26 protein-coding genes are annotated in these 27,000 nt (G+C 30.6%); 24 read left to right on the top strand and 2 right to left on the bottom strand.

Annotation, left to right across the window (positions count from 1 at the left end):
• The first annotated feature begins 20 nt into the window (after positions 1–20).
• The 24 genes from mraY (at position 21) to arcD (ending at position 24,315) form a co-directional block, all read left to right on the top strand.
• Positions 21–977, top strand: a complete 957-nt coding sequence (gene mraY / locus K5Q11_RS01205; protein ID WP_220750944.1) for a phospho-N-acetylmuramoyl-pentapeptide-transferase — start codon at positions 21–23, stop codon at positions 975–977.
• A 20-nt stretch (positions 978–997) separates the two neighbouring features.
• A complete protein-coding gene (murD, locus tag K5Q11_RS01200) occupies positions 998–2,383 on the top strand; it encodes a UDP-N-acetylmuramoyl-L-alanine--D-glutamate ligase (RefSeq protein ID WP_220750943.1) in 1,386 nt (461 codons plus the stop codon).
• Entirely contained in the window at positions 2,380–3,477 is a 1,098-nt protein-coding gene (gene murG / locus K5Q11_RS01195; protein ID WP_220750942.1) for an undecaprenyldiphospho-muramoylpentapeptide beta-N-acetylglucosaminyltransferase, read from the top strand. The genes murD and murG overlap by 4 nt, the downstream gene beginning before the upstream one ends.
• Positions 3,478–3,488: 11 nt before the next feature.
• On the top strand, positions 3,489–4,277 hold the full coding sequence (locus K5Q11_RS01190) for a cell division protein FtsQ/DivIB (protein WP_220750941.1): 789 nt from the start codon (positions 3,489–3,491) through the stop codon (positions 4,275–4,277).
• Positions 4,278–4,376: 99 nt separating this feature from the next.
• Positions 4,377–5,690, top strand: coding sequence for a cell division protein FtsA (gene ftsA, locus K5Q11_RS01185; RefSeq protein ID WP_220750940.1), 1,314 nt, complete (start codon positions 4,377–4,379; stop codon positions 5,688–5,690).
• A 19-nt stretch (positions 5,691–5,709) separates the two neighbouring features.
• A complete protein-coding gene (gene ftsZ, locus K5Q11_RS01180) occupies positions 5,710–6,963 on the top strand; it encodes a cell division protein FtsZ (RefSeq protein ID WP_220750939.1) in 1,254 nt (417 codons plus the stop codon).
• A 31-nt stretch (positions 6,964–6,994) separates the two neighbouring features.
• Positions 6,995–7,387 (top strand): cell division protein SepF, encoded by a 393-nt coding sequence (locus tag K5Q11_RS01175; RefSeq protein WP_220750938.1) that lies wholly within the window; start codon positions 6,995–6,997, stop codon positions 7,385–7,387.
• Positions 7,388–7,399: 12 nt separating this feature from the next.
• On the top strand, positions 7,400–7,666 hold the full coding sequence (locus K5Q11_RS01170; RefSeq protein WP_220750937.1) for a YggT family protein: 267 nt from the start codon (positions 7,400–7,402) through the stop codon (positions 7,664–7,666).
• Positions 7,663–8,454 carry a YlmH family RNA-binding protein gene (locus K5Q11_RS01165; protein ID WP_220750936.1) on the top strand — a complete coding sequence of 264 codons (792 nt, stop codon included), beginning with the start codon at positions 7,663–7,665 and terminating at the stop codon, positions 8,452–8,454. Before K5Q11_RS01170 ends, K5Q11_RS01165 begins: the two co-directional genes overlap by 4 nt.
• 17 nt (positions 8,455–8,471) lie before the next feature.
• The gene (locus K5Q11_RS01160; protein ID WP_220750935.1) at positions 8,472–9,146 is read left to right on the top strand and encodes a DivIVA domain-containing protein; all 675 of its coding nucleotides are present in this window, start codon (positions 8,472–8,474) and stop codon (positions 9,144–9,146) included.
• Positions 9,147–9,394: 248 nt separating this feature from the next.
• Positions 9,395–12,196: an isoleucine--tRNA ligase gene (gene ileS / locus K5Q11_RS01155; RefSeq protein WP_220750934.1), complete on the top strand. Its 2,802-nt coding sequence runs from the start codon at positions 9,395–9,397 to the stop codon at positions 12,194–12,196.
• Positions 12,197–12,243: 47 nt separating this feature from the next.
• Positions 12,244–12,447: a cold-shock protein gene (locus K5Q11_RS01150; protein ID WP_220750933.1), complete on the top strand. Its 204-nt coding sequence runs from the start codon at positions 12,244–12,246 to the stop codon at positions 12,445–12,447.
• Between the two features lie 72 nt (positions 12,448–12,519).
• Complete coding sequence (locus K5Q11_RS01145; protein WP_220728209.1) at positions 12,520–13,065, top strand: NUDIX hydrolase; 546 nt, start codon at positions 12,520–12,522, stop codon at positions 13,063–13,065.
• A gap of 10 nt (positions 13,066–13,075) precedes the next feature.
• Positions 13,076–13,324, top strand: a complete 249-nt coding sequence (locus K5Q11_RS01140) for a hypothetical protein (RefSeq protein WP_220728208.1) — start codon at positions 13,076–13,078, stop codon at positions 13,322–13,324.
• Between the two features lie 12 nt (positions 13,325–13,336).
• The gene (locus K5Q11_RS01135; protein WP_220750932.1) at positions 13,337–14,026 is read left to right on the top strand and encodes a 5'-methylthioadenosine/adenosylhomocysteine nucleosidase; all 690 of its coding nucleotides are present in this window, start codon (positions 13,337–13,339) and stop codon (positions 14,024–14,026) included.
• 17 nt (positions 14,027–14,043) lie between these two features.
• Positions 14,044–15,192: a cysteine desulfurase family protein gene (locus tag K5Q11_RS01130; RefSeq protein WP_220750931.1), complete on the top strand. Its 1,149-nt coding sequence runs from the start codon at positions 14,044–14,046 to the stop codon at positions 15,190–15,192.
• Between the two features lie 12 nt (positions 15,193–15,204).
• On the top strand, positions 15,205–15,546 hold the full coding sequence (locus K5Q11_RS01125; RefSeq protein ID WP_220728205.1) for a DUF1831 domain-containing protein: 342 nt from the start codon (positions 15,205–15,207) through the stop codon (positions 15,544–15,546).
• A gap of 115 nt (positions 15,547–15,661) precedes the next feature.
• Positions 15,662–16,789 carry a tRNA 2-thiouridine(34) synthase MnmA gene (gene mnmA / locus K5Q11_RS01120; RefSeq protein ID WP_220750930.1) on the top strand — a complete coding sequence of 376 codons (1,128 nt, stop codon included), beginning with the start codon at positions 15,662–15,664 and terminating at the stop codon, positions 16,787–16,789.
• Between the two features lie 104 nt (positions 16,790–16,893).
• Positions 16,894–17,550: a histidine phosphatase family protein gene (locus tag K5Q11_RS01115; RefSeq protein ID WP_220750929.1), complete on the top strand. Its 657-nt coding sequence runs from the start codon at positions 16,894–16,896 to the stop codon at positions 17,548–17,550.
• Between the two features lie 20 nt (positions 17,551–17,570).
• The gene (locus K5Q11_RS01110; protein WP_220728202.1) at positions 17,571–18,278 is read left to right on the top strand and encodes a tetratricopeptide repeat protein; all 708 of its coding nucleotides are present in this window, start codon (positions 17,571–17,573) and stop codon (positions 18,276–18,278) included.
• Between the two features lie 20 nt (positions 18,279–18,298).
• A complete protein-coding gene (gene recD2, locus K5Q11_RS01105) occupies positions 18,299–20,716 on the top strand; it encodes an SF1B family DNA helicase RecD2 (RefSeq protein WP_220750928.1) in 2,418 nt (805 codons plus the stop codon).
• Positions 20,717–20,739: 23 nt separating this feature from the next.
• Positions 20,740–21,696: a ribose-phosphate diphosphokinase gene (locus tag K5Q11_RS01100; RefSeq protein ID WP_373311472.1), complete on the top strand. Its 957-nt coding sequence runs from the start codon at positions 20,740–20,742 to the stop codon at positions 21,694–21,696.
• Positions 21,697–21,787: 91 nt separating this feature from the next.
• Positions 21,788–22,771 (top strand): aldo/keto reductase, encoded by a 984-nt coding sequence (locus K5Q11_RS01095; RefSeq protein ID WP_220750926.1) that lies wholly within the window; start codon positions 21,788–21,790, stop codon positions 22,769–22,771.
• A 116-nt stretch (positions 22,772–22,887) separates the two neighbouring features.
• Positions 22,888–24,315, top strand: a complete 1,428-nt coding sequence (gene arcD, locus K5Q11_RS01090; protein ID WP_220750925.1) for an arginine-ornithine antiporter — start codon at positions 22,888–22,890, stop codon at positions 24,313–24,315.
• 33 nt (positions 24,316–24,348) lie between these two features.
• Here the strand turns inward: arcD and K5Q11_RS01085 are convergent, their stop codons facing one another.
• Together K5Q11_RS01085 and rnjA are read right to left on the bottom strand one after the other, a co-directional pair.
• Complete coding sequence (locus K5Q11_RS01085) at positions 24,349–25,245, bottom strand: acylglycerol kinase family protein (protein WP_220750924.1); 897 nt, start codon at positions 25,243–25,245, stop codon at positions 24,349–24,351.
• A 72-nt stretch (positions 25,246–25,317) separates the two neighbouring features.
• Positions 25,318–27,000, bottom strand: a complete 1,683-nt coding sequence (gene rnjA, locus K5Q11_RS01080) for a ribonuclease J1 (RefSeq protein ID WP_220728196.1) — start codon at positions 26,998–27,000, stop codon at positions 25,318–25,320.

Genomic DNA, 27,000 nt, shown 5'->3' with positions numbered 1-27,000 from the left:
TGGAATAGGATGGTTTTTTTATGTATAGTGCGTTAGGTTCATTAATATTAAGTTTTATAATTACTTTTTGTTTTATGCCTTCTTTAATACAATACTTTATAAGTAAACACGAAGGTCAAATGATTAGAGAAGAAGGCCCCAAGTGGCATGAAAAAAAATCCGGAACACCTACTATGGGGGGTCTATTGTTTATAATTGCTATAACCTTTTCTGGTTTAGCTTTTTCCTTTATTGGTGGTTCACTAAATGCCACTATAATGGTTTTAGTATTTATACTGATTCTCTACGGATTGCTAGGTATGTGGGATGATAGTATTAAGTTATTTAGAAGACAAAATGAAGGTTTAAAGGCTTGGCAAAAGTTTTCTGGTCAAGTTTTAGGTGCTTTAATTTTTACAGCGGTATATGCTCAGCATTTTCCTATGTCTATAGGAATTCCGTTTGTAGGTGATCTGCATTTAGGCGTTTTTTATGTAATCTTTATTGTATTTTGGTTAACTGGCTTTTCTAATGCTGTGAACTTGGCAGATGGCTTAGACGGACTTGTTAGCGGATTAAGTATAATTGCTTTTCTAGCATATGCCATTATTGCACATGCTCAAGGTCAAACAGACGTAATGATTTTTTGCTTGTCCGTAGTTGGAGCTTTGATTGCTTTCTTATTTTACAACCATAAACCAGCTAAAATATTCATGGGAGATATGGGTTCTTTAGCGTTAGGGGGAGCATTAGCTGCAGTTTCAATTTTGTTACACCATGAACTTTCATTGATTTGGATTGGTTTAGTATTTGTTTTAGAAACTTTAAGTGTAATTATTCAGGTTGCTAGTTTTAAATTAACTGGTAAAAGAGTATTTTTAATGTCTCCAATTCATCATCATTTTGAGATGTTAGGTTGGAGTGAATGGAAAATAGATTTAGTATTTTGGGGAGTCGGTTTAATTACGGCAGTAACTGGTGTAATTTCAATTATTTAATTATATGAAGGTGTATAGAAATGGTTAATGCAAAATCTCTTTATGAAAATAAAAACATATTAGTTTTAGGTGCTGGTAAAAGTGGTACTAATGCTGCAAAACTACTAAAAAGAATGGGAGCCAAAGTGACTTTAAACGATAAAAAAAGTCAAAATGATGCTCCTGAATATCAAGAACTTGCAGCAGCTAGTATAAAAACTATTTTTGGAAAACAAGATGTTTCATTATTAAATGACAATTTTGATTTAATGGTAAAAAACCCTGGAATTCCTTATGATAACCCAGTTGTAAAAAAAGCTATGGAAATAAATATACCTATAATTGTGGAACCACAATTAGCTAGTGAAATTACTGATGCTGAGCTAGTTGGAGTAACTGGTAGTAATGGTAAAACTACTACTACTACTATGATTAATAAAATGTTAAATGCTAATCGAAAATCTGGGAAATCGTATGTTGCTGGTAACATAGGTGTTCCTGCTACTCAAGTTGCTGCTCAAGCAGGTAATGAAGATTCAATTGTAATGGAGTTATCCAGTTTTATGCTTTTGGGAATCACATCGCTACATCCACATATTGCAGTATTGACTAATATTTTTTCTAATCATTTAGATTATCATAAAACTAGAGAAAATTATGTTAATGCTAAAATGCGCATTACTAAAAATCAAAATGAAAATGATTATTTTGTAGTAAATTTTGATAATGCTGAATGGCGTGAACTAAGTAAACGTAGTAAAGCTAAGATTGTACCTTTTTCTAGAAAAGGATTTTCTAAGTTAGGTGCTTATGTAGATAATAATAAAATATATTTTAATTCTGAATATGTCATGGATGTTAAAGATATAAAACTTCCTGGTGAACAAAATGTTGAAAATGCCTTGGCTGCAATTGCGGTTGCTAAGATTAAAAACGTGGATAATGCTTCCATAAAATCAGTTTTAAGTAAATTTAACGGGGTTAGACATCGAGTTCAATATGTTTTAGAAGCTGATGGTCGTAAAGTGTACAATGATTCTAAAGCAACTGATATTGAAGCTACTCAAATGGCATTAGATGGTTTTGATGAACCGATAGTTTTACTTGCGGGTGGTTTGGATAGGGGATATAAATTTGATAAACTTGTACCTAATCTATCTAACAACGTAAGAGCAATCGTTTTATTTGGTGAAACTAAATATCTATTAAAAGACGCTGCGGAAAAAGCCGGAGTTAATAATATTGAACTTGTTGATAATTTAGATCAAGCAGTTAAAACTGCATATGAATTTAGTAAACCTGGAGATGTCATTTTATTATCACCAGCTAATGCTAGTTGGGATCAATTTAAAACATTTGAAGAGCGTGGTGATCGCTTTATTAAATATATCGAAAAAATCACAGGTGAAAAGGAGGTTAAGCAATGAGAATGATAATATCTGGTGGAGGAACTGGTGGACATATATACCCAGCCTTGGCTTTAATTGAAGACTTATTAAAACAAGAACCTGATTCTGAAGTTTTGTATATTGGTTCAACTAGAGGATTAGAAAAGAATATCGTGCCTAAAAAAGGGATTCCTTTTAAGGCACTTAAAATTCAAGGATTTAAGCGTTCAATTTCTTTGTACAATTTTGAAACAGTTGCGTTATTTTTAAATAGTGTACACAAGTCTAAAAAAATTATTAAAGATTTTAAGCCGGATGTAGTTATTGGTACAGGTGGATATGTTTCTGGGGCAGTAGTTTACGCTGCTTCTAGAATGCATGTTCCTACAATGATACATGAGCAAAACAGTGTGGTTGGTTTAACTAATCGTTTTTTAAGTAAACATGTTGATAAAATAGCGGTTGGCTTTGAAGATGCAATTAAACAGTTTCCTGCTGAAAAAACATCATTTGCTGGTAATCCACGTGCTCAACAAGTTGCTAATATAAAAAGCAATTTTAGTTGGAATGAATATGGCTTAGATGATAATAAGCCGACGTTATTGATTTTTGGTGGTAGTCAAGGTGCTTTAAAAATAAACCAAGTAACGGCAGAATCCATTAATCATTTTAATGCTTGTAATTATCAAGTGGTTTTTGTAACTGGACAAAAAAGATATCAAGCCATCATGAACTACATAGATAATAATCAAATTGAAGTAGGAGCAAATGTAGTTATAAAGGATTATATTGCTAATATGCCTGAAATCTTACCAAAAGTAGATGCAATTATTGGTCGTGCAGGAGCCACTAGTTTAGCGGAAATTACAGCTCTCGGAATCCCATCTATTTTAATACCTAGTCCATACGTTACTGCTGATCATCAAACTAAAAATGCACTTAGCTTAGTTAAAAATGGAGCAGCATTAATAATTACTGAAAATGATTTAAATGCAAAAAGATTAACTGAAAATGCTGATAAAATCATGAATAATGAATCTGAAAGATTGTCGATGAAAAAGAATTCTTATGATATGGGATGTAGAAATTCAGCTGACCTAGTCTTAGATATGGCCCGTTCAATTATTAAATGAGGGATTTATAAATGAATTTAAAGAATTTTTCTTTTGATAAAGTATTTAAATTTCGTCATAAAAATAATAGTAAAAAAGTAGTTACTTTGAATCATTCAAAAATTAAAATAATGCTTAAGAAATTTTTTATTGTTTTTATACCTCTATTTATTATTTTATTAATATCACTGTATTTTATTTCACCATTAAGTAAAATTAGTTCAATAAAAATCATTGGTAATGAAAATATTTCCAATCAATATATTAAAAATAAATCCGGTATACATTTAGGTGATAGTATTTTTAAAATTATTGGAAAAAATAAGACGTTAAACAGTAAGTTAACTGATGATAATTTACAAATTAAAGACGCTAATTTTAAACTTTTTGATATTAATAAATTAAAGATATATATTAAACAGTATCAAATAATTGGTTATAATTCTGATAAAAATAATCGAGCTTATCCTATTTTAGCTAGTGGTAAAGAATTGAATACACCTATAGACAATCCTAATACAGATAAACTACCTTATTTAGTTAACTTTAAAAATGATAACCAAAGAAAATATATTGTTAAAGAAATGAATAAGTTGCCATCATACATCAAAAATAACATTAGAGTAATATCTTTTTATCCAACAGATGTTTTTCCTGATGGTTTGCATATATATATGCGCGATGGTAATAAAGTTTATGTTCTAATTAGTAATTTTAAGAAAAAAATGCCTTATTATCATTCAATTGCTTCTAAATTAAAAGTTAAAAGTATTATAAATTTAGAAGTGGGTGCATATTCTTATTCACAAAATGGAAAATGATTTTTATTTTTGTTAAATTATAAAATCTTTTTACGCACATATTATTATGATAAAATTACAATGTATTTATGCATTGGGAAATGGAGGTCTCTTTTTTATATGAATCTAAGAACGTATGTTAGTTTAGATATTGGAACTACATCTATAAAAGTAATTGTTGCTGAAAAAATTAGAGATCAAATTAATGTTTTGGGAATAGGGAACCAAAAATCTGAAGGTGTAAGTAAAGGCATCATAGTTGATATAGATAGAGCCGCTTCCGCTATCAGAAAAGCAATAATTCAAGCCGAAGAAAAATCGGGAACTAAGATTAGTGATGTTATTGTTGGTCTTCCATCTAACAAATTAAAGATAGAAAATTGTAATGGAATTGTTGCGATTTCAGAACAATCTCGAGAAATTAATGATTTAGATGTTAGAAAAGTTGCAGGTTCTGCTATAACAAAAAATATACCTCCAGAAAGGGAGATAGTAGACATTTTACCGGATGAATTTATTGTTGATGGATTCAATGGTATAAAGGATCCCAGAGGAATGGTTGGAGTTAGATTAGAAATGCGTGCGCGCATGATAACGGGCCCAAAAACGTTGATATATAATACTAAAAAAGCCGTAATTAAAGCAGGATTAAAGGTAAAAGCAGCTGTTATTAGTTCTTTAGCTCAAGGTAAAACTATTTTAGATGATGGAGAACAAGATTTTGGCTCTATTTTAATAGAACTAGGAGGAGGACAATCTACAGCTTCTGTAATTCATGATCATAAATTAAAATTTAGCACCATAGATAATGAGGGTGGTGAATTTATAACTAAAGATATTTCTGTGGTTTTAAACACTTCTTTGGAAAGTGCAGAGCGTATCAAAAGAGACTACGGTAAAGCTGATGCTTCAAAAGCTTCGGAAGAAGCTGAATTTCCAGTTAACATAGTTGGTCATAGCAAACCTATTAGAGTTTCTGAAAAATATTTATCTGAAATTATTCAGGCTAGGTTAGAACAAATTTTGGATAATATTTATAGTAGTTTGAATAACGTTTCTGCATTGGATTTACCAGGCGGAATTATTCTAACAGGTGGAGTTGCAGCATTGCCAGATATTGCATCGTTAATTGCTAATAAATTTAACACCAATGTTAGATTATATTTTCCAAATCAAATGGGGTTGAGAAATCCATCTTTTTCCACTCCACTATCTTTAATTATTTATTGTGCTAATATGAGTGAGACTCAAATTATAGTAAGATCTGCTTTAAATAGTGAATTTTTTGAAAAAAATAAAGAAAAAAGAGAGTCAATTGACTATGATGACTCTATTGATTCTGAAACTAAAGATTCACTATCAGAAAAAGAGGAAAATAAATTTTTAAAAAGTAAAGAGAAAATAAAGAATTTCTTTAACGGCTTTTTTGATTAAAAACACGGAGGAATTTAAAATGGAATTTTCACTAGATTCAAACGAAAATCATGGCGCAAAAATTAAAGTAATTGGAGTTGGTGGCGGTGGCAGTAACGCTGTTAATCGAATGATTAAAGAAAATGTTAAAGGGGTAGAATTTATTGTAGCTAATACTGATGTGCAAGCTTTAAGTACATCTAATGCTGAAACTAAAATTCAATTAGGACCTAAATTAACTAAGGGTCTTGGTGCTGGTTCTAATCCTGAAGTAGGTAGTAAAGCTGCTGAAGAAAGTGAAGAAGCTATTGCTCAAGCTCTAGAAGGTGCTGACATGGTCTTTGTTACTGCCGGAATGGGTGGTGGTACTGGTAATGGTGCCGCACCTATAGTTGCTAAAATAGCCAAAGATCAAGGAGCATTGACAGTCGGGGTAGTTACACGACCATTTACTTTTGAAGGTCCTAAGCGTTCTAGATATGCTGCTGAGGGAACTGCCGCTTTAAAAGAAAATGTTGATACACTAATTATTATTGCTAATAATAGATTGTTAGAAATTGTTGATAAAAAAACACCAATGATGGAAGCATTTCAAGAAGCAGATAATGTTTTAAGACAAGGTGTACAAGGTATATCTGACTTAATTACTAGTCCCGGATACGTAAACTTAGATTTTGCCGATGTAAAAACTGTTATGCAAAATCAAGGTTCTGCATTAATGGGAATTGGATCATCTAATGGCGAAAATAGGACTGCCGATGCTACTAAAAAAGCAATTTCATCACCATTGCTTGAAGTTTCTATAGATGGTGCTGAACAAGTGTTACTAAACATTACTGGTGGACCTGATTTATCTTTATTTGAGGCTCAAGACGCCTCTGATATTGTGTCTCAAGCAGCTACTAACGATGTTAACATTATTTTTGGTACTTCTATTGATGAAGATTTAGGTGATGAAGTCAGAGTTACAGTAATTGCTACGGGAATTGATCAAAAAAATAAGACTGCTATTAGTGGTAGTAATGATAATCAATATGATAATATTGTTTCACCTAGTAACAATAATACTAATGAGCATTCCAATGAATTAAAAGATAATAATCAATTAACTGATCCCTTAAACAATTGGGATATAAAAGAAAAACCTAGCGATGACAATAGATTTAGAAACGTTAAAAAACAAGAATTTGATCCTTTTGATGCTGATGACTCTGTTCAAAATTCAAGTAATGTGGATAATAATAGCAAAGATGAAGATTTACCTCCATTCTTTAAATTTCGAGGTAAAAAATAACCATTGATTTATTCAACTGGAGTGATTATATATGTCTAGTAAATTTAGTTTTAGTAACTTTTTTGGAATGGATGATAATGAAGAAAAAGACAATGTTGAAGAAACTCCTAATTATAATTCTGGGAAAGTAGTTTCTATTGACAAGAAAGTTAATAAAAAGAGTAAAATTGCGGTTTTTGAACCTAAAATTTATTCTGACGTTAAAATAATTGCTTCTAAATTAGTTGATAACAATGCAGTAGTTATAAATTTTGACAGTGCTGATAATGAATCTATTAAAAGAATTATTGACTTTTTAAACGGAGTAGTATTTACCATAAATGGAAGTATAGAAAGAATATCTAACAGGGTCTTTCTATTTACACCACATGATTTTACTGTTTCCGGAGATGTAAAAAAAGGACTTGATGAACAATTTCGTTAGGAGGGTATTTTAATGTTTATTTTAAACAATCTTATGTATCTCTTAGATAAATTGTTATTTTTATACATGGTTGCAATTGTGTTAAACGCCTTAATGACTTTCTTACCCGGTGCTACTTACTCTAAATTTGGTCAATTTATAAGTAAAATAATTTATCCATTTGAATCATTATTTAAATTTGCTGTTGTTGGAATGGTGGATTTTTCTCCAGTGATTGCAATCATTATCATACAAATAACAAGAATGCTATTAAATTATTTTCAGATGATAATACAATGAATAATGATAAAATTATCCAACATTTTAGAAAAAACGAGATTCCATTTATTGATTATATTAATGATATTGTGCAAAAAGCATCAATTCAATATCGCCCTATCTTAACTAATTTTATTAATCCTAGACAAAATTATATTTTAAAAACTATTGTTAATTCTTATGAAGATTTATCTTTTAAATCATATGGTGGGTTTGAAGATGCTGAAATGTTAAGAACATTAGTATATCCAAAATACTATGAACCTAAAAAAAGTGATTTTGAAATCGAACTTTGTGAAATTAAGTATCCAGAAAAATTTGCAAATATTAAACACAATCAAATTTTAGGAAGTTTAATGAGTTTGGGAATCAATCGAGATGTTGTTGGAGACATTATTTCAGATGGTACTAGATGGCAATTTTTATGCTCAAAAAGTATTTCTAGTTATATTTGCTTAAATTTAAATAAAATTGATAAAATTAATGTTCAAGTAAATAAAATTGATTTTAATTTGGAATTAAAGCATAAAATTAATACTAACAGAAATATTTTTTGTACAACTACTTCTTTAAGAATAGATAATTTAATCTCAAATGTTTTTAATATGCCTAGGAAAAACTCGAAGGATTTAATTATACATGGTTTAGTTCATTTTAATTGGGAACTAGTGAATAAACCTAATTTAGATGCTAGCCTTTATGATATGGTTTCAGTTCGTGGTTATGGTAGGTTTAAAATTATTAGTTTTGATGGTTATACTAAAAAGAGTAGAATGAAGTTAAACATTTTAATTATAAGAAATAAATGAATGGAGTGTGAACTTTTATGGTTTTGAGTCCTCAGGATATACATGATAAGGAATTTTCTACTAAAATGCGTGGATATAATATAGATGAAGTTAATGATTTTCTAGATCAAATTATTAAAGATTATCAATTAATTTTAAAAGAAAATAATGACTTAAAGTCTGAAAACAGCATTATCAACAAAAAGTTAAAGTATTTTGATTCTGTTAAAGATTCTTTAAATCAATCTATAATAGTTGCTCAGGAAGCAGCGGATAAGTTGAAAAAGAATTCAGAAAAAAATGCTAAAGAAATTACAGAAGAAGCAATGTTAAAATCTAGAAATATTATCAATCAAGCTAATGAAAAGGCCAATAAAGTTATTGATAATTCTTCAAAACAAACTAAAAAATTAATTATGCTTAATAATGATATAGTTTCAAAAAATGATATTTTTGTTAAAAAAATAAAACAATTTTCTAATGATTATTTTAATTTTGTTAACAATTTTAGAATTGAGGATGTAGCATCAAACTTAAAATCTAGTTTAGATGATGCAAATAATTTCGTTAATAATATTGACATTTCAAATGTTAACAGTATAGAATATGATAGTGAGGATTCATCTAATGATAATGAAATAGTGTTTACTAATAATAGTAATGAAGTAATGTCTACTACATTTTATCCTGATGGAACTTTTAAAAATAATTAAATAATTATTTTGATATAGAGAACAGAAAGTTAGTAATAAATACATAGTTAAGCGAACTAGTGATTGGTGTGAGGCTAGTTGTCACTTATTACTTTCAGATCATCTCTGCAGTTAATTCTGCAAAACTATCAATTTTTAAAGAGAGAATTATTGAATTCTAAACTTGGGTGGTACCACGAAAGACTTCGTCCCTATGACGAGGTCTTTTTTGTTTAGAATCATGTTATCCATTAGAAGGAGGAAATTTTATGAGAATTAAAGATACTTTAAATTTAGGTAAAACTAAGTTTAAAATGCGTGGAAATCTTCCTGTAAAAGAAGCTGAAAGACAAAAAGCTTGGGAAGAAAATAAAGTATATCAATTAAGACAAAAATTAAATGAAGGCAAACCAAGTTTTGTACTTCATGATGGACCTCCATATGCTAATGGTGATATTCATATGGGACACGCCATGAACAAAATTTCTAAAGATTTTATTGTTAGATATAAATCTATGAATGGTTTTAGAGCCCCTTATGTTCCTGGTTGGGATACTCATGGTTTACCAATTGAACAAAAACTAACTCAAGCTGGTTATGACCGTAAAAAAATGTCTCCTAATGAATTCAGAAAATTATGTCATGAATATGCTTTAAAACAAGTTAACAAACAAAGAGAAGAATTCAAACGTCTAGGTGTTTCTGGTGACTGGGATAATCCATATTTAACTTTAAAACCTGAATTTGAAGCTGCTGAAATTAGAGTTTTTGGTAAAATGGCTGAAAAAGGTTTAATTTACAGAGGTAAAAAACCAGTAATTTGGTCATGGTCTTCTGAATCAGCCATGGCTGAAGCTGAAGTTGAATATCATGATATTACATCGCCTTCTGCTTTTTATGCTGAAAAAGTTATTGATGGTAAAGGTGTTTTAGATGAAGACAACACTTATATGGTAGTTTGGACTACTACTCCATGGACAATTCCAGCTTCTGAAGGCATTACAATTGATGCTTCTTTTGATTACTCAGTTGTTCAAACTGAAGGCGATGATCGTAAATTTGTTATTGCTAGTGAACTATTAGAAAAAGATGCCGAATTATTTGGTTGGGAAAATTATAAGACACTTAAGGTAGTTAAAGGACAAGAATTGGAAGGTGTATTAGCTGAACATCCATTTGATTCAAGTCGTAAGATTCTAACTATGCTAGGTGACTTTGTTACGATTGATACTGGTACTGGGTTAGTTCATACTGCTCCAGGATTTGGTGAAGATGACTACAATGTTGGTAAAAAGTATGGATTAGACATTTTTGTAGATGTTGATAATAAAGGATATTTAACTAAAGAAGCCGGCGAAGACTTCGAAGGTGTTTTCTATGATGATGCTAATGAAATTTCATTAAACAAATTAAAAGAAAAGAATCTTTTATTAAAATACATGCCAATTGAACATAGTTATCCATTTGATTGGAGAACTAAAAAACCTGTTATTTATCGTGCTACACCACAGTGGTTTGCTTCAGTTGACAAAATTCGTGATCAAATTTTAAATGCCATTAATGACGTTGATTTTAAACCAGGTTGGGGTAAAAAACGTTTGTATAATATGATTCGTGATCGTGGTGACTGGGTAATTTCTAGACAAAGAGTTTGGGGAGTTCCGCTACCTATTTTCTATGCTGAAGATGGTACACCAATCATCACTAAAGAAACTACTGATCATGTAGCTGATTTATTTGCTAAACATGGTTCAGATATTTGGTTTGAAAAAGAAGCTAAAGACTTACTCCCAGAAGGCTTTAGTAGTGAACACTCTCCTAATGGTAAATTCACTAAAGAAAATGACATTATGGATGTTTGGTTTGATTCAGGTTCATCACACCAAGGTGTTTGTGCAGAACGTGATAATTTAACTTATCCAGCTGATGTTTATCTTGAAGGTTCAGACCAATATCGTGGTTGGTTTAATTCTAGTTTAATTACCAGTGTCGCATTTGCTGGTGTTGCTCCATATAAACAATTAGTTTCTCAAGGATTTACTTTAGATGGTAAAGGTCATAAAATGAGTAAATCACTAGGTAATACCATTGCTCCTAATGATGTTATTAAGAAGATGGGTGCTGAGATTGTTAGACTATGGGTTACATCAGTAGATACATCTGCTGATGTCCGTGTTTCTATGGAAAACTTTGTTAAAATTTCCGATAGTTATAAGAAAATTAGAAATACTATGCGTTATATTTTAGCTAATACTAGTGATTTTAATCCTGAAAATGATTCAGTGGAATTTGAAGATTTATCATCAGTTGATAAATACATGTTGGTAAAACTTAATAAGTTTGTTAAAGACGTTAAAGCTGATTATGATAACTATGACTTCTTGAACTTAAATAAAAAATTATTGGCATTTATCAATGCTGACTTGTCAGCATTCTATTTAGACTTTGCAAAGGATGTACTTTACATTGATTCTGAAAATAGCTTAACTAGAAGATCCATGCAAACAGTTCTTTACAAGGTAGCTGTAGCTTTAACTAAATTAATGACACCTATTTTGCCACACACAACTGAAGAAATTTGGAAGTTCTTAAAAGAACCAGAAGAATTTGTTCAACTTGCTGAAATGCCAGAAGTAGTTCATTATGATAATGAAGATGAAACTTTAGATAATTGGAATCAATTTATGTCATTAAGAGATGACGTGCTTAAAGCACTAGAAGAGGCTCGTAATGCTAAATTAATTGGTAAAGCTTCTGAAGCTAAATTATCACTTTATCTAAGTAAGGGAACTCAATCATTATTTGATAAATTAGATGCTAACGTTCGTCAAGTATTAATGGTTTCACAACTTCACCTAGATAGTATTGAAAATGCACCAGCAGATGCTGAAAACTTTAGAGATGAAGTAGCTATTAAAGTAGAAAACGCTGATGGAAAAGTTTGTTCACGCTGTCGTTTAATTAAAACTGACGTAGGTTCAGATAAAGATTATCCAGAATTTTGTGAACGTTGTGCTAACATTGTTAGAACAGATTTTCCTGAAACTGCAACAGAAGGATTTGAAGATTAAAAAAAGACTGGGACTTGTCCCAGCTTTTTTATTTAGGAGATTACATTATGATAAACGGAAAAGTAGATAATTTTAATGCTGAACATGATTTTGGATTTTTAAAAGATGAAAACAAAAACAAGGTATTTTTTCACGCTTCAGCTGTAATTAACAAAAAAGCTAAAGATATTCAAATTGGTCAAAAAGCTACTTATCAAGTAGCTGAAGGTAAAAAAGGATTACAAGCAGTTAAAATAACGATTGAAGAATAATAGTATTTGCTTTATTTGAAAAATTTATTAAACATCGCTAGAATTAACTTATTAAAGTGAAGGGTGATATTAATGGATTTTGAAGAAAAAGTTTTAGGAATTGAACCAAAATATAATGGATCAATTATCAATGTTGAAAAACAAACTGTTGAATTACCTAATGGAGAAACAGCCACTCGAGATGTTGTACACCATGCAAAAGCAGTTGGAATTTTAGCAATTAATAAAGATAATAAAATTTTAATTGAAAAGCAATGGCGAGCTCCAATTGGCAAAACTACTCTAGAAATTCCTGCTGGAAAAGTTGATGCTAGAGATCATACTTCTTCAGAAGATGCAGCTATTCGTGAACTTAACGAAGAAACTAGATATCATGCAAATAATTTAAGCAGAATATCTGGTTTTTACTCTACAGTTGGTTTTTCAGATGAGTATATGGATTTATATTTAGCAACAGATTTAGTTCCTGTTGATGATGAGTTACCACGTGATAAAGGTGAATATTTAAATATTAAAGCCTATTCGTTATCAGAAGTGGAAGAACTTGTTGCATCAGGTGAGATTGAAGATGCTAAAACAATTATGGCTATTTTGTATTGGAAATTATTGCAAAAATAGAGGTTTGATTATGAATAATAACGAAAATCATGAAAGATTAACTCGTAAACAATATCGTGAGCAACAGCAAAATAGCAAAAACAACTTTTCTGAATCAACTGAAAATGATTTAGATGACAACAATATAAATTTAGAAATGGATCAAGAAAGAAAAAGCAGCCGTCATGATAGAATTTCCAAAAAATTAAATTGGATAATATTATATTTGTGTATGGGGATTGTTATTGTATTTTTAATACTTTTCTTTTTTAATCCATAAAGGAGTATTTTTATGAAATTCGGTATATTGTGTGCAATGGATGAAGAAATTAAAACTTTGATTGATAACTTAGATAACAAAAAAGAAGTTAATATTAAAGGGATTATTTTTTATGAGGGAACTATTTTTAATCAATCAGTAGTTCTAGTTAAATCCGGAATTGGAAAGGTTGAAGCCGGTTTATCAACCGCTTTACTTATAACTAAGTTCAATGCAGATGTTGTTATTAATTCGGGTTCTGCAGGTGGAATTGGTGATGGTTTATCAGTGGGTGATGTGGTTGTGTCAACTGAAACAGCATATCATGATGCTGATGCCAGAGCAGCTGGTTATGAATATGGACAACTTCCTGGTCAACCTTTCAGATTCCAAGCATCTGAAAAATGGTCTAAACAAATAATTGATGCATCTAAAGATGTAGGCTTGCATACTAAGACTGGCCTAATTGTTTCTGGTGACCAGTTCGTTGCTGATAAAGACACTATTAAGCATATCTTAAAATATTTCCCTGATGCTTTATCTTGTGAAATGGAAGGTGCAGCTGTAGGACAAGTTGCTAACCAATTTGAAACTCCCTATGTAGTTGTGCGTGCAATGTCTGATGTAGGAGACGAAAATGCTGATACTAGTTTTAATGAATTTATAATTGAAGCTGGTAAAAGATCAGCCCAAATGTTGTTAGATTTATTTAAAAATCAATAGTAGAAAGCGGGTTACAATTGAAGAAAGTATACTTGGATAACGCAGCAACAACTCCAATTGCAGATAATGTCTTGCAGGATATGTATGATAAGTTTAAAAATAATTTTGGTAATGCATCAACTTTGTATAGTTTTGGACGTGATGCACATACGATTTTAGAAAATAGTCGTCAAGTTATTGCTAATAGTATTAATGCAAATGAAGATGAAATTGTTTTTACTAGTGGCGGAACCGAAAGCGATAATACTGCTATTATACAAGTGGCTAAAGCTAGAAAACATTTAGGTAATCACATTATAACAACTGCAATAGAACATGAAGCAGTGTTAAAACCACTTGAATATTTAAAAAATAATGGCTTTGAAGTTACTTACTTACCAGTTGATAAAAACGGGAACATTTCTTTAGAAGATTTAAAAAACAGTTTGAATGACAAAACGATTTTAGTTAGTGTAATGTACGGAAATAATGAAGTGGGCAGTTTAATGCCAATTCATGAAATTGGTGAGTTATTAAAAGACCATCAAGCAGTATTTCATACAGATGCAGTTCAAGCATATGGACTTCGTGATATTGACGTAAAACGTGATCATATTGATTTGTTATCTACTTCAGCTCATAAAATAAATGGCCCTAAAATGCTAGGTTTTTTATATCGCAAAAATGGAATTGATTTTCCTAGTTTTATTAAGGGTGGAGACCAAGAAGAAAAGCGTCGTGCTGGGACTGAAAACATTCCTGCTATTTCTGGTTTTGCCACTGCCGTTAGCAATTTAACTAATGAACATAAATTAGTTTTAAATAAAAAATTTTATGAATTCAAAAAAAGAATTGAGCAAGCTTTTATTGATAATAAAATTGATTTTGAAATCAATGGGCAAATAAGTCATGATAATTTACAACATGTCTTAAATTTGTGGATTAAGGGTATTTCAACTTACTTGATGCAAACTAATTTAGATTTAGATGGAATTGCTGTTTCTGGTGGATCAGCTTGTACAGCTGGAAGTATTGAACCATCGCATGTATTAAAAGCAATGTATGGTAGTGATAGTGACAGAATCAATGAATCGATTAGAATTAGTTTTGGTCAATACACAACCGTTGAAGACGTGGATGTTTTTATAGGTAGTGCTGTTAAAATAATTAAAAGATTAAAAAAATAGGAGGGTTATATAATGGCGTTTTCGAACGAAAATAAACTTTTAGGTGATAATACCACTTATAGAATTAATCCTAATATTAAAAAATTTACATTAAGAGATTTAGGTTTTAATACAACTAATGCTGGAAATTTTTTATATGAAAGATCTTTAGACGTAAATAATCCTTATGGTAATGGTATTAAAATTAAAATAACATTTAAAGCAGATTTAAGTGGATTTAAAATGTCTATAGTTACTGGCAATGGTATGCAAAAAGTTAATATATTCAAAGATGATCAACACCAAAGTGATGTGGATCAAGTGAGGTTTATATTAAATAATCTTATTGAAAGAGAAGTAATTACCCAAGCTTAATATTAGACACTTGCAATTAGTAAGTTAAATAAGATATTATATTTCATGCTGGAATTTATACGACCTTCAAATCGTAGATTCTCCAGAATCTATATTAAGAAATGATGGTGATTTTATGCAAGACAATAGTAATACGCGTGTTGTTGTTGGAATGTCTGGTGGAGTGGATTCATCTGTATCAGCATATTTGTTAAAGCAACAAGGTTACGATGTTGTTGGTGTGTTTATGAAGAATTGGGATGACACTGACGAAAATGGAGTTTGTACAGCAACTGAAGACTATAAAGATGTGGCTAAGGTAGCTTCAGAAATTGGAATTCCTTACTATTCAGTTAACTTTGAAAAAGAATATTGGGATAGAGTGTTTACGTACTTCTTGGACGAATATAAAAAGGGTAGAACTCCTGATCCTGACGTAATTTGTAATAAAGAGATTAAATTTAGGGCTTTCTTGGATTATGCACTTGAACTAGGTGCTGATTATATTGCTACTGGCCATTACGCACGTCTAACTAGAGATGAAGATGGTCATAATCATCTACTTAGAGGTAGTGATGATAATAAAGATCAAACTTATTTCTTAAGTCAACTTTCTGCTGATCAATTGGATCGAGTTATGTTTCCGATTGGAAACATGGATAAACCAGATGTTAGAAAAATTGCTAAAGAAGCTGGCTTAGCTACAGCTGATAAAAAAGACTCAATGGGAATTTGTTTTATTGGTGAAAAAAACTTCAAGTCTTTCTTGAGCAATTATTTGCCTTCAGTTTCTGGTAAAATGATGACTTTTGATGGTGAAGTAAAGGGAACTCACGATGGTCTTATGTATTATACGATTGGTCAACGCAGAGGACTTGGTATCGGTGGTGACGGAATTGATAATCAACCATGGTTCGTTGTGGGTAAAGATTTATCTAAAAATATTTTATACGTTGGTAAAGGCTATGAAAATAAGCATTTATATGCTGATTATTTAGTTGCCTCCGATATTTTTTGGATTAATGATATATCAAATCGTGGAAATGATTTTCGTTGTACTGCTAAATTCCGTTATCGCCAAAAAGATTGTGGAGTTACAGTACATTTAAATGATGATGGAAAATCATTAAAAGTTACTTTTGATGATCCTGCTAGAGCTGTTACTCCAGGACAAGCGGTAGTATTCTATGATGGTGAAGAATGTTTAGGTTCAGCCATTATCGATGCAGCATATCAAAATGATAAAGAACTACAATATATTTAAAATGAAAAAAAGGGATTGTTTTTAAACAATGCCTTTTTAATTTTGAATTTAAACCTTTAAACTGGGATAATGTATATATAAATAATTTTCAACGAGGGATTAATTTGAAACTATATTTTATTAGACATGGTAAAACTGAATGGAACTTGGAAAGTCGCTATCAAGGAGCTGGTGGGGATTCTGAATTGCTTCCAGAAAGTTTTGATGAAATTAAAGACTTAGCAAAATTTTTAAATAAAACTACATTTGCACATGCTTATGCAAGCCCTATAAAAAGAGCTAGAATAACTGCAAAAACAATACTTGATAAAATGGATGACGCCCCTAGGCTTACACTTTTAAGTCGCTTAAAAGAATTTAATCTAGGAAAAATGGAAGGTATGAAATTTTCAGATGTAGCTAAAATGTATCCTAATGAGTTTGAAAACTTTAGAAACCACCCAGATAAATATAATGCTGATGAGATTAATGGTGAAAGTTTTGAAGATGTTATTAATCGTATGACTCCAGCTATAAAATCTATATCTAATTACTATAGTGATAATGATAATATTATGATTGTTAGTCATGGAGCAGCTTTGAATGCTTTGATTAATTCTTTATTAGGTACACCGATTGCTGAGCTTAGACATCGTGGGGGACTTGCTAATACCAGTACTACAATTTTAGAAACCCATGATAATGGTAAAACATTTAAATTATTGAAGTGGAATTATACGGATTATTTAGCTAGAAGTCTAAACAAAACTGACTTAATATAAAAACTCGAGGTGACATTAAAATGGATGAAAATACTAAAAACATGAAATCTCAACATGATAAAATTGAACAAGAACGCGAATTAAAACAAAAACAAGCTGATGAAACCCTACATAAATTAGTTAAGGGAATTGATGAGCATCCTCATGATTATAGAACTTACTATGAACTAGGTGCATTTTTAGTTGAATTACACAACTATACACAAGCTGAAGAATTAATGATGAAAGCATTGGGATTATTTGCTGATCGTAGTAAAAAAGCTAAAAACACTTTGCTTTATGGTTTGGGAAATGTTTATTATAGCGCTGGAGATTTTGATAAAGCTATTGAACAATTTAGTAAAGTTAATGATGATAAATTGAAGTTTGATGCATATATGATGCTAGCACAAAGCTACATGTCTAAGGACGATTATAAACGTGCTGTTGTATTTGCTTTAACTGCTCAAGGTATGCGTAGACAAAATCCTGATATTAACTATATACTGGGTGAAAGTCTAATAGCATTAGGTAATTTTAAAGAAGCTGCTGGTTTTTTAGATGCAGTTATAAAAGCAGATTCAAAAAATGGTAAAGCGTATTTTGAAAGAGGATTAACTGCAATGATGAATGATGAAGACTTTAATGATTATTTTGTTAAAGCTAAAGAATATGATCCAAAATATTTTGAAAAAAGTAAAAATAGACTAGCAGATATTGAGAAATTTATTAAGGCTAAACAAAAATAATAGAAGGAGACTGGTTTACCATGGCTGAAGCAATGGATTTATTTTCATTAAACGATTCAAGCAATGATAACGGTGTTCTTTATGTTGAAGGTAAAGTTTCTACTATTTTTTTTGAGAGTAACGATAGCTTTTATAAAGTTATTTTAGTGCATATAATTGATACTAACCTTGAATGGCATGAAGATGAAATAGTAGTTACTGGTAGCTTTGGTGAGATTATAGAAGGCAATGAATATAAGTTCTTTGGTAAAGTAATTAATCATCCTAAATATGGTCATCAGTTTCAAGCTCAAAACTATGAGAATAATACACCTACATCTGAAAGTGGATTGATTGCTTATTTATCAGGTGATAATTTTCCCGGAATAGGTAAAAAAACTGCACAAACTGTTGTACGTGCATTAGGTACTAGTACAATTAATCAAATATTAAATGATAGTAATGTTTTAAATCAACTTGGACTTAGTAAAAAGCAAGTTAACACTATTATTGAAGGTATTAAAGAAAACAATGGAACTGAGCAAATTATTATTGGATTAAATAGTTATGGTTTTGGGAACCAAACGGCAGCTAAAATTTTTAATGCTTATAAAAGCGATACTTTGGAGATTTTAAAACAAAATCCATATAAAATGGTAGAAGATATCAAGGGAATTAGTTTTAAAAAAGCTGACGTTATTGCGCAAAAAAATGGTATTTCATTTAATGATCCAGGTAGAATACGAGCTGGGCTAGTCACAGCTCTAAATCAATTATCTATAAAAAATGGTGACACGTATACTACTACAGAACCATTGTTAAGTACGACCTTAGACATCTTAAATAGTAGTGGATATGATCAAGTTGATGGAGAATTGTTAGCTGAAGAACTAATTAACTTAGCTAAAGATGGTAAAATTGTGGGTGAAGATGATCGCATCTATTTATCTAGGCTTTATAATTATGAATGGCAAATAGCTGAAAAAATTAAAAGTTTACTTGAATATGAAGATACAAATAAGTCTGATAATAAATCAATTGATGCTAAAATTGAAAGCATTGAGCAAAAATTACACATTAATTATAATCAATCACAAGCTAATGCTTTGAAAGCAGCAATTAATTCACAATTATTTTTACTAACAGGTGGACCAGGAACCGGAAAAACTACCATAATTAAGGGATTAGTGTATTTATTTGCGGAATTAAATAATGTATCACTTAATATTAATGATTATAAGGAAGAAAATTTTCCAATTTTATTAGCGGCACCAACTGGAAGAGCAGCTAAGAAAATGAGTGAATCAACAGGATTGCCTGCTAATACCATTCATAGATTATTAGGACTTAACAGTTACGAAAATGATGATGTTGAGCAGGAGCTAGAAGGTAGTTTATTAATAGTTGATGAAATGTCGATGGTAGATGTTGATTTATTTAAACTGCTAATAACATCAGTACCCAGCCATATGAAAGTAATTTTGGTAGGTGATGAAGACCAATTACCATCAGTAGGTCCGGGACAAGTTTTTCATGACTTGTTAAATTCTAATTTATTACCTGGTATACATTTAAATAATATATATCGTCAAGATGCCAATTCAACAATCATTGATTTAGCTCATAGTGTTAAAAATGGTGAAATTCCTAAAGATTTAACTGAAAAGAAACCGGATCGTGGCTTTATTCAATGTAGTTCTTTACAAATGCAATCTGTTATAAATCAAATTGTTCTTAGAGCTAAACAACGTAATTTTAATTCTAATGATATGCAGGTTCTTGCACCCATGTATCGAGGTGAAGCTGGTATAAATCGTTTGAATGAAATTATTCAAAATATTATGAATCCTAAATCTGATGATTTAGATAATGTTGAATTTAGAGGAACAATGTATAGAGTTAACGACAAAGTAATTCAGTTAGTTAATAGTCCGGAAAATAATATTTATAATGGTGATATCGGCAAAATAATTGAAATAGAGCGTGGTTCTAATTCTAATAATGATAAAATTACTATTGCTTTTGATCAAAACGATGTTACTTATGATCGAAAAGATTGGGAACAATTTACTTTGGCATATTGTACTTCCATTCATAAGTCACAGGGGAGTGAATTTAAAATGGTTATATTGCCAATAGTTCCACAATTTGATCGAATGTTGCAGAGAAATTTATTATACACAGCTATTACTAGAGCATCAGATATGCTGATAATGTTAGGGAATTACAATTCATTCGTGAAATGTATACAAAACAATGCGGTTAATCGAAATACAACTTTAGGATTAAGAATAAAAAAAATTGTTGATAAAAAAAATAAAGCAACGTATCATAATATAGACAATGTTTATGAAGGTCATAAGGATAAGGTTCTTACTAATGAGTTGATAAATAGTAATTCAATAGATCCAATGATTGGAATGGATGGGATTGCACCTAGTCAGTTTATGAAAAAATAATTTGATTTTGTCTTATGGAGGAGATTATGGATAAACAAGATTCTAATAATTTAAAATTATTTACTTTAAATTCAAACAAAGAGCTTGCTAACAAAATTTCAAGTCACTTAAACATTCTGTTAGGGAAGGCAACTATAAATCATTTTAGTGATGGTGAAATTAAAATAACTATTGATGAAAGTATTCGTGGGGATGAAGTTTATATAATTCAATCATTAAGTGATCCAATTAACACTAATATCATGGAATTAATGATTATGGTTGATGCAGTAAGAAGAACAAGTGCTAAGTCAATAAATGTAGTTATTCCTTATTACAGCTATTCAAGATCAGTAAATAAAAATAGATCTAGACAACCAATTGTAGTTAAAATGTTAGCTTCACTTTTTGAAAATGCAGGTGTTACTAGAGTAATTACTCTAGACTTACACTCTCCTCAAATTCAAGGATTTTTTGACATTCCAGTGGATCATTTAAAGGCTGAAAAGTTATTAGCTAAGCATCTGGAACACCACTATGATTTATCCAATTCAGTAGTTGTGTCTTTAGACTATGATGGAGTTGCACGTGCAAGAAGCTTTGCAGGTTTGATCAATCAAACAATTGCCATCATTGATAATCGTGACCCTAATAATTTAGAAAACATTCCTACATCTATCATTGGTGATGTAAATGGTAAAGATGTAATAGTTGTTGATGATATTGTTGACAGTGGTGTTAAATCAGTTATGTCAGCTGATGTCTTAAAGGAACATGGCGCAAAATCAGTTTCCATCGTTTCAACGCATCCAGTACTATCTGGAAATGCTTCTGACAGAATTAACGATTCACAAATTGACCATGTAGTTTTGACCGATTCTATTTTTATTCCTGAAGAAAAAATGAATAATAAATTAGATGTAGTTAGTGTTAGTGGTTTATTTGCTGACGCTATTAAACTTATCAATGAAAATAAGTCAGTTGGACATTTATTTAGATAAAAAGAGCGCTTGAATTAGTGCTCTTTTTTGCTTGACTATCTTTCATATTAAAATATACAATTTAAGTGTAAGATGATTGGAGGAGAATTTTATGTATAAAGCAAGTGATTCTCGTTATGATAATATAAAGGTACGTAGAGCAGGCAATTCTGGATTACAATTACCTGCAATTTCTTTTGGAATGTGGCATAGTTATGGCGATGATGCCAATTTTAAAGATAGTGAAAAAGTTATGTTAGAAGCTTTTGATAAAGGAATTTTTAGTTATGATTTAGCTAATAACTACGGTCCTAGTTCTGGAGCTGCTGAAAGAATGTTCGGTCAGGTTTACAGAAAAGACTTAAAACCTTATCGTGATGAATTGATTATTACAACTAAAGCTGGATATCATATGTGGCCTGGACCATATGGATCTTTTTCTTCTAAGAAAACCTTAGTAGCTGCTCTGGATATTTCTTTAAAACGTATGGGATTAGATTATGTAGATATTTATTACAGTCATAGATTTGATCCAAATACTAATCTTGAAGAAACGGCAGCTGCTTTAGATGGAATAGTTAGATCTGGTAAAGCATTATATGTTGGAATATCCAATTATAATGGTGAGCAAACTAGAGAAATAACTAAATACTTTAAAGAAATGCATACTCCATTTGTTGTTAATCAAGTTTCTTATAATATGTTGAATCGAGAGACAGAAACTGATGGAACTATTGATGCTCTTAAAAAAAGTAATAATGGGTTAATTGCTTATGGTCCATTAGCTGAAGGATTGTTAACTGATAAATATTTAAAAGGCATTCCTGATGACATTAAATTACACTGGAGTAATAGTTTTGTTTTAAATAGTAAGCAAGAAATAGTTAATAAGCTAAATCAATTAAATGATATAGCTAAACAACGTAATCAATCTTTAGCTCAAATGGGGCTAGCTTGGTTACTCAACAAAGATATAGTTACTAGTGTTGTAACTGGAGCTTCTACTGTAGACCATCTAAACAATAATTTAAAGGCACTTGATAATATAGAATTTAGTGCTGATGAATTAGATGCAATTAATAATATACTTAAGTAAAAAAGTTTACAAATTAAGTTTGTAAACTTTTTTTGTTTAAAATACTATGTAACAAAAATAAGAAAATACGTTATAATACTTTAGTTGTGTTAATTTTATAAAAAAGGGGATTTATAATGAGTCGCTCTAAGAAAAAACTAAGTTTACTTGAATTAGCAGGCTTGGTTATGGGATTGATTATTGGTGGCGGAGTATTCAACTTAATGCATGATATGGCGATGAATGCAGGCATTGGTGCCATAATAATTGGTTGGATTATAACGTGTATAGGTATGTTATCATTAGCATTTTCTTTTCAAAACTTAACAATGAAAAGGCCAGACTTACAAGCTGGTATATATAGTTACGCTGAAGCTGGTTTTGGAAAATATATGGGATTCAATGCTGCATGGGGATATTGGCTATCAGTATTATTAGGTAATGTAAGTTATGCTACTTTGTTAATGAGTGCTATGGGATACTTTTTCCCAATATTTGGTAATGGACAGAATATTTATTCGATTATAGTAGCTTCTTGCTTTTTATGGGGTTGCCATTTTATGATTTTAAAGGGTGTCGAATCGGCATCTTTTGTTAACACTATTATAACTATCACTAAATTAGTGCCATTATTTTTATTTATTTTAATATTGATAGTATCATTTAAAATGAACGTTTTTACTTCTGATTTTTGGTTAACCAGTAGTGGTCATTTTGAATTTAGTAGTGTTTTGCAACAAGTTAAAAGTACTATGTTAGTTACTATATGGGTGTTTGCCGGAATTGAAGGAGCAGTAGTTTTCTCTAGTAGTGCTAGAAATAGAAAAGATATTGGTCGAGCTACAGTATTAGGTATTGTAATTATTGCTTTACTATATATGCTAGTCACAATTTTATCTTTTGGTGTAATGAAACAAGCCCAATTAGCGAACTTACCGCAACCAGCAATGGGGTATCTATTGCAATCCATAGTTGGTAAGTGGGGAGCAATCTTAGTTAACTTTGGATTAATTGTTTCAGTTATAGGAGCATGGTTATCATGGACGATGTTTGCTGGAGAGTTACCTTATGAAGCTTCTAAAGTGGGCACTTTTCCTAAAATATTCTCTAAGGAAAATAAAAATGGAGCACCAATTAATTCTTTAATTTTTACTAATGTAGTAATTGAATTATTCATGTTATCATTCTTGTTTGCTGATAAAGCTTACAACTTCTTCTTTTCTGTAGCTAGTTCAGCCTCTTTAATACCACATGCATTCTCTTCTTTTTATCAAGTAAAATATTCTTTACAGAATAGATTTGATCATCGCAAAAAAAATATTTTTATTGGTATTTTATCTAGTATATATTCTATTTGGTTAATATATGCTGCTGGAATTAATTACTTATTGCTTACAATGTTATTGTTTGCTTGTGGAATTCCAGTTTATTATTATTTGCAAAAAAATGATAATAATTCAATGAAAGTTTTTACTTCTTCAGAAAAAATATCTGCTCTTATTTTACTATGTTTAGGATTATGTGGTTTGATTGGATTAGTTTTTGGTTTTGTTAGATTAGGATAATTAAAAAGCACTTCAAATAATTTGAAGTGCTTTTTAATATATAAATGGATACTGAATGCTGCCAATTGAAACATCATAAAACTTTGTTCCAATTTTTTCGTTATCTACATATCCATATTCCAATGATGGAATTTGAATGTGTGCAAAAACTATTTTATATTTGTGATAGTTTTTACCTATTATTTTGTAATTAAATAGCCAAAGTATTATTAATAGTATATTTTGAATAAAGTATTTTCTTTCAAATATTTCTACTTCTAAATCTTTAATTAAATTAGAATTGTTAATTATTTTAATTGAAAATACTTTAGGAAATTTATGAATACGATTGTTTGAATTTAATATTAGGGGAAAATTGGTTAAATTATACATAATTGGAACTAAACTAAAAACTTTTTTTAAGCTATTTTTTAACTTAGATTTTTTCTCGTCATTTTTATAGTCTTGCATTCCAATTTGAGCTTTATTGATAAAAAAGTTGTTTTCGTTATTTTTCTGCTCATGTAAATAGCCAATTTTTTTCAAGTGTTTTTCTTTACAGTTTATTATTTTTTTTAACGCGTTTTTTTTATTTATTTCCATCTTAGCAGATTTAATAAATTCATTTCGACAACCAGTTGGGATAACTCCAATTGGAATGTCTGTTATTTTAGAATTTTTTCTTTGAGCAATTTTAATACCGTTTATGGTTTCGTTAATTGTTCCATCTCCGCCAATTACAATAATGCAATTAGGAATTTTATTTTGTTCAAACATGTCTAGTAAGTTTTGAGAAAGCACAGTTTTGATGTGACCGTGATATTTAGAACTTAATAACGTATATTTTAAATGAAGTTTCTCTAATTCCAGTTTTATTTCTTCCCAGTCCTTGCTAGATTGTCCTCTGTTTGCTTTTTCGTTTAGTACAACTAAATATTTTTTGGGTTGCAACGAGAAAACACTCCTTTAGTTACTAAAATAAAAGGCGAATTCTAATCAGAATTCGCCAAAGAAATATATTAACTAGTGATTGTGCATAATTAACATTGGTAATATAAGAGGGTGTCTTTCTGTTTTATCAAATAAGAATTCTTGTAAGTCATCTATAATTGCATTTCTAATAGTCGATTCATTAGCATGCTTATTACGCATAGCTTTTCTTATAGTTCTAAATACTAAGCGACGACCTTCATCCAACAATTTACCAGATTCACGCATGTAAACAAAACCTCTAGATAACAAGTCAGGACCAGATTGTATTTCTTGATCACTTAAATTAATGGTAGCCACTACAACAACTAGGCCCTCTTCAGAAAGGAGCTGACGGTCATGTAAAACAACACTACCAATATCTCCAACGCCATCACCATCTATATAGACATCACCGGCTTCAAAGTGACCGGCTATTCTTGCAGTATCTTTAGTTAATGCTAAAACGTCACCATTTTGCATTATAAAACTATGATCAAATGGGACACCACATTGATTAGCTAATTCAGTATGAATTTTTAACATTCTATATTCACCATGAATTGGCATAAAGAATTTTGGTTTCATTAATCGCAACATTAATTTTTGTTCTTCTTGTCCACCATGTCCTGAAGTATGAATGTTATTGATTTTACCATGTATTACGTTTGCACCGGCTTCTTCCAATTCATTGATAACTCGGTTAACACTAACTGTGTTACCAGGAATTGGGTTACTAGAAAAGACTACCGTGTCGTTTGGTTGAATAGAAATTTGACGATGAGTTCCGTTAGCAATTCTAGATAACGCAGCCATGGGTTCACCTTGAGATCCTGTACATAAAATAAGTGTTTTATCAGCAGGCAATGATTGAAGTTCAGAGGCATCCACAAATGTATCATCTGGAGCATCTAAATATCCTAGTTCTTTACCATTAACAATAGCAGCTTCCATACTTCTACCAAATACGGCAATTTTTCTTCCATGTGCTAGTGCGGCATCACACGCAGTCTTAATTCTAGAGATATTTGATGCAAAAGTAGCGAATATAATTCTACCAGTAACTTCATCAAAAATATGTTTAACTGATTTACCAACCCATCTTTCAGATTTTGTCCAGACGGGTCTTTCAGCATTTGTACTATCTGACATTAAACATAGAACACCTTCAGCACCTAATCTTGCCATTTCTTGTAAATCAGGTGGTTGATGTGTAACCGGTGTTAAGTCGAATTTATAATCACCAGTTTGGACGATAACTCCAGAAGGTGTATGCACTGCTATTCCTAAAGTATCTGGAATAGAGTGAGTAGTTCTAAAAAATGAAACACTAGTTTTCTTAAATCTTAACACTGAGCTAGGATTAATTTCATGAAGTTCAGCTGTCTTTAATAATCCATGTTCATCTAATTTGTTTTTTATTAATGCTAGCGCTAGTGGTCCTGCGTAGACTGGAACATTTAAATCTTTCAATAGGTAGGGTACACCACCTATATGATCTTCATGTCCGTGGGTAATAACTAATGCTTTAATCTTATTTCTATTTTCTAGAAGGTATTGATAATCGGGAATAACATAGTCTACTCCCAATAGTTCATCTTCAGGGAACTTGATTCCAGCATCAATTAAAATGATTTCATCTTGAAATTGTACACCATAGGTATTTTTACCAATTTCGCCAAGTCCACCAACGCCATAAATAGCGGTTTCGTTATTTTTGACGTTTAGTTTTTTCAT

Origin of the sequence: Apilactobacillus xinyiensis, from assembly GCF_019656235.1 — a bacterium.
Taxonomy (GTDB): Bacteria; Bacillota; Bacilli; order Lactobacillales; family Lactobacillaceae; genus Apilactobacillus; species Apilactobacillus xinyiensis.
The sequence above is the reverse complement of the archived record's forward strand: the minus strand, read 5'-3'. Positions and strand labels throughout refer to the sequence as shown.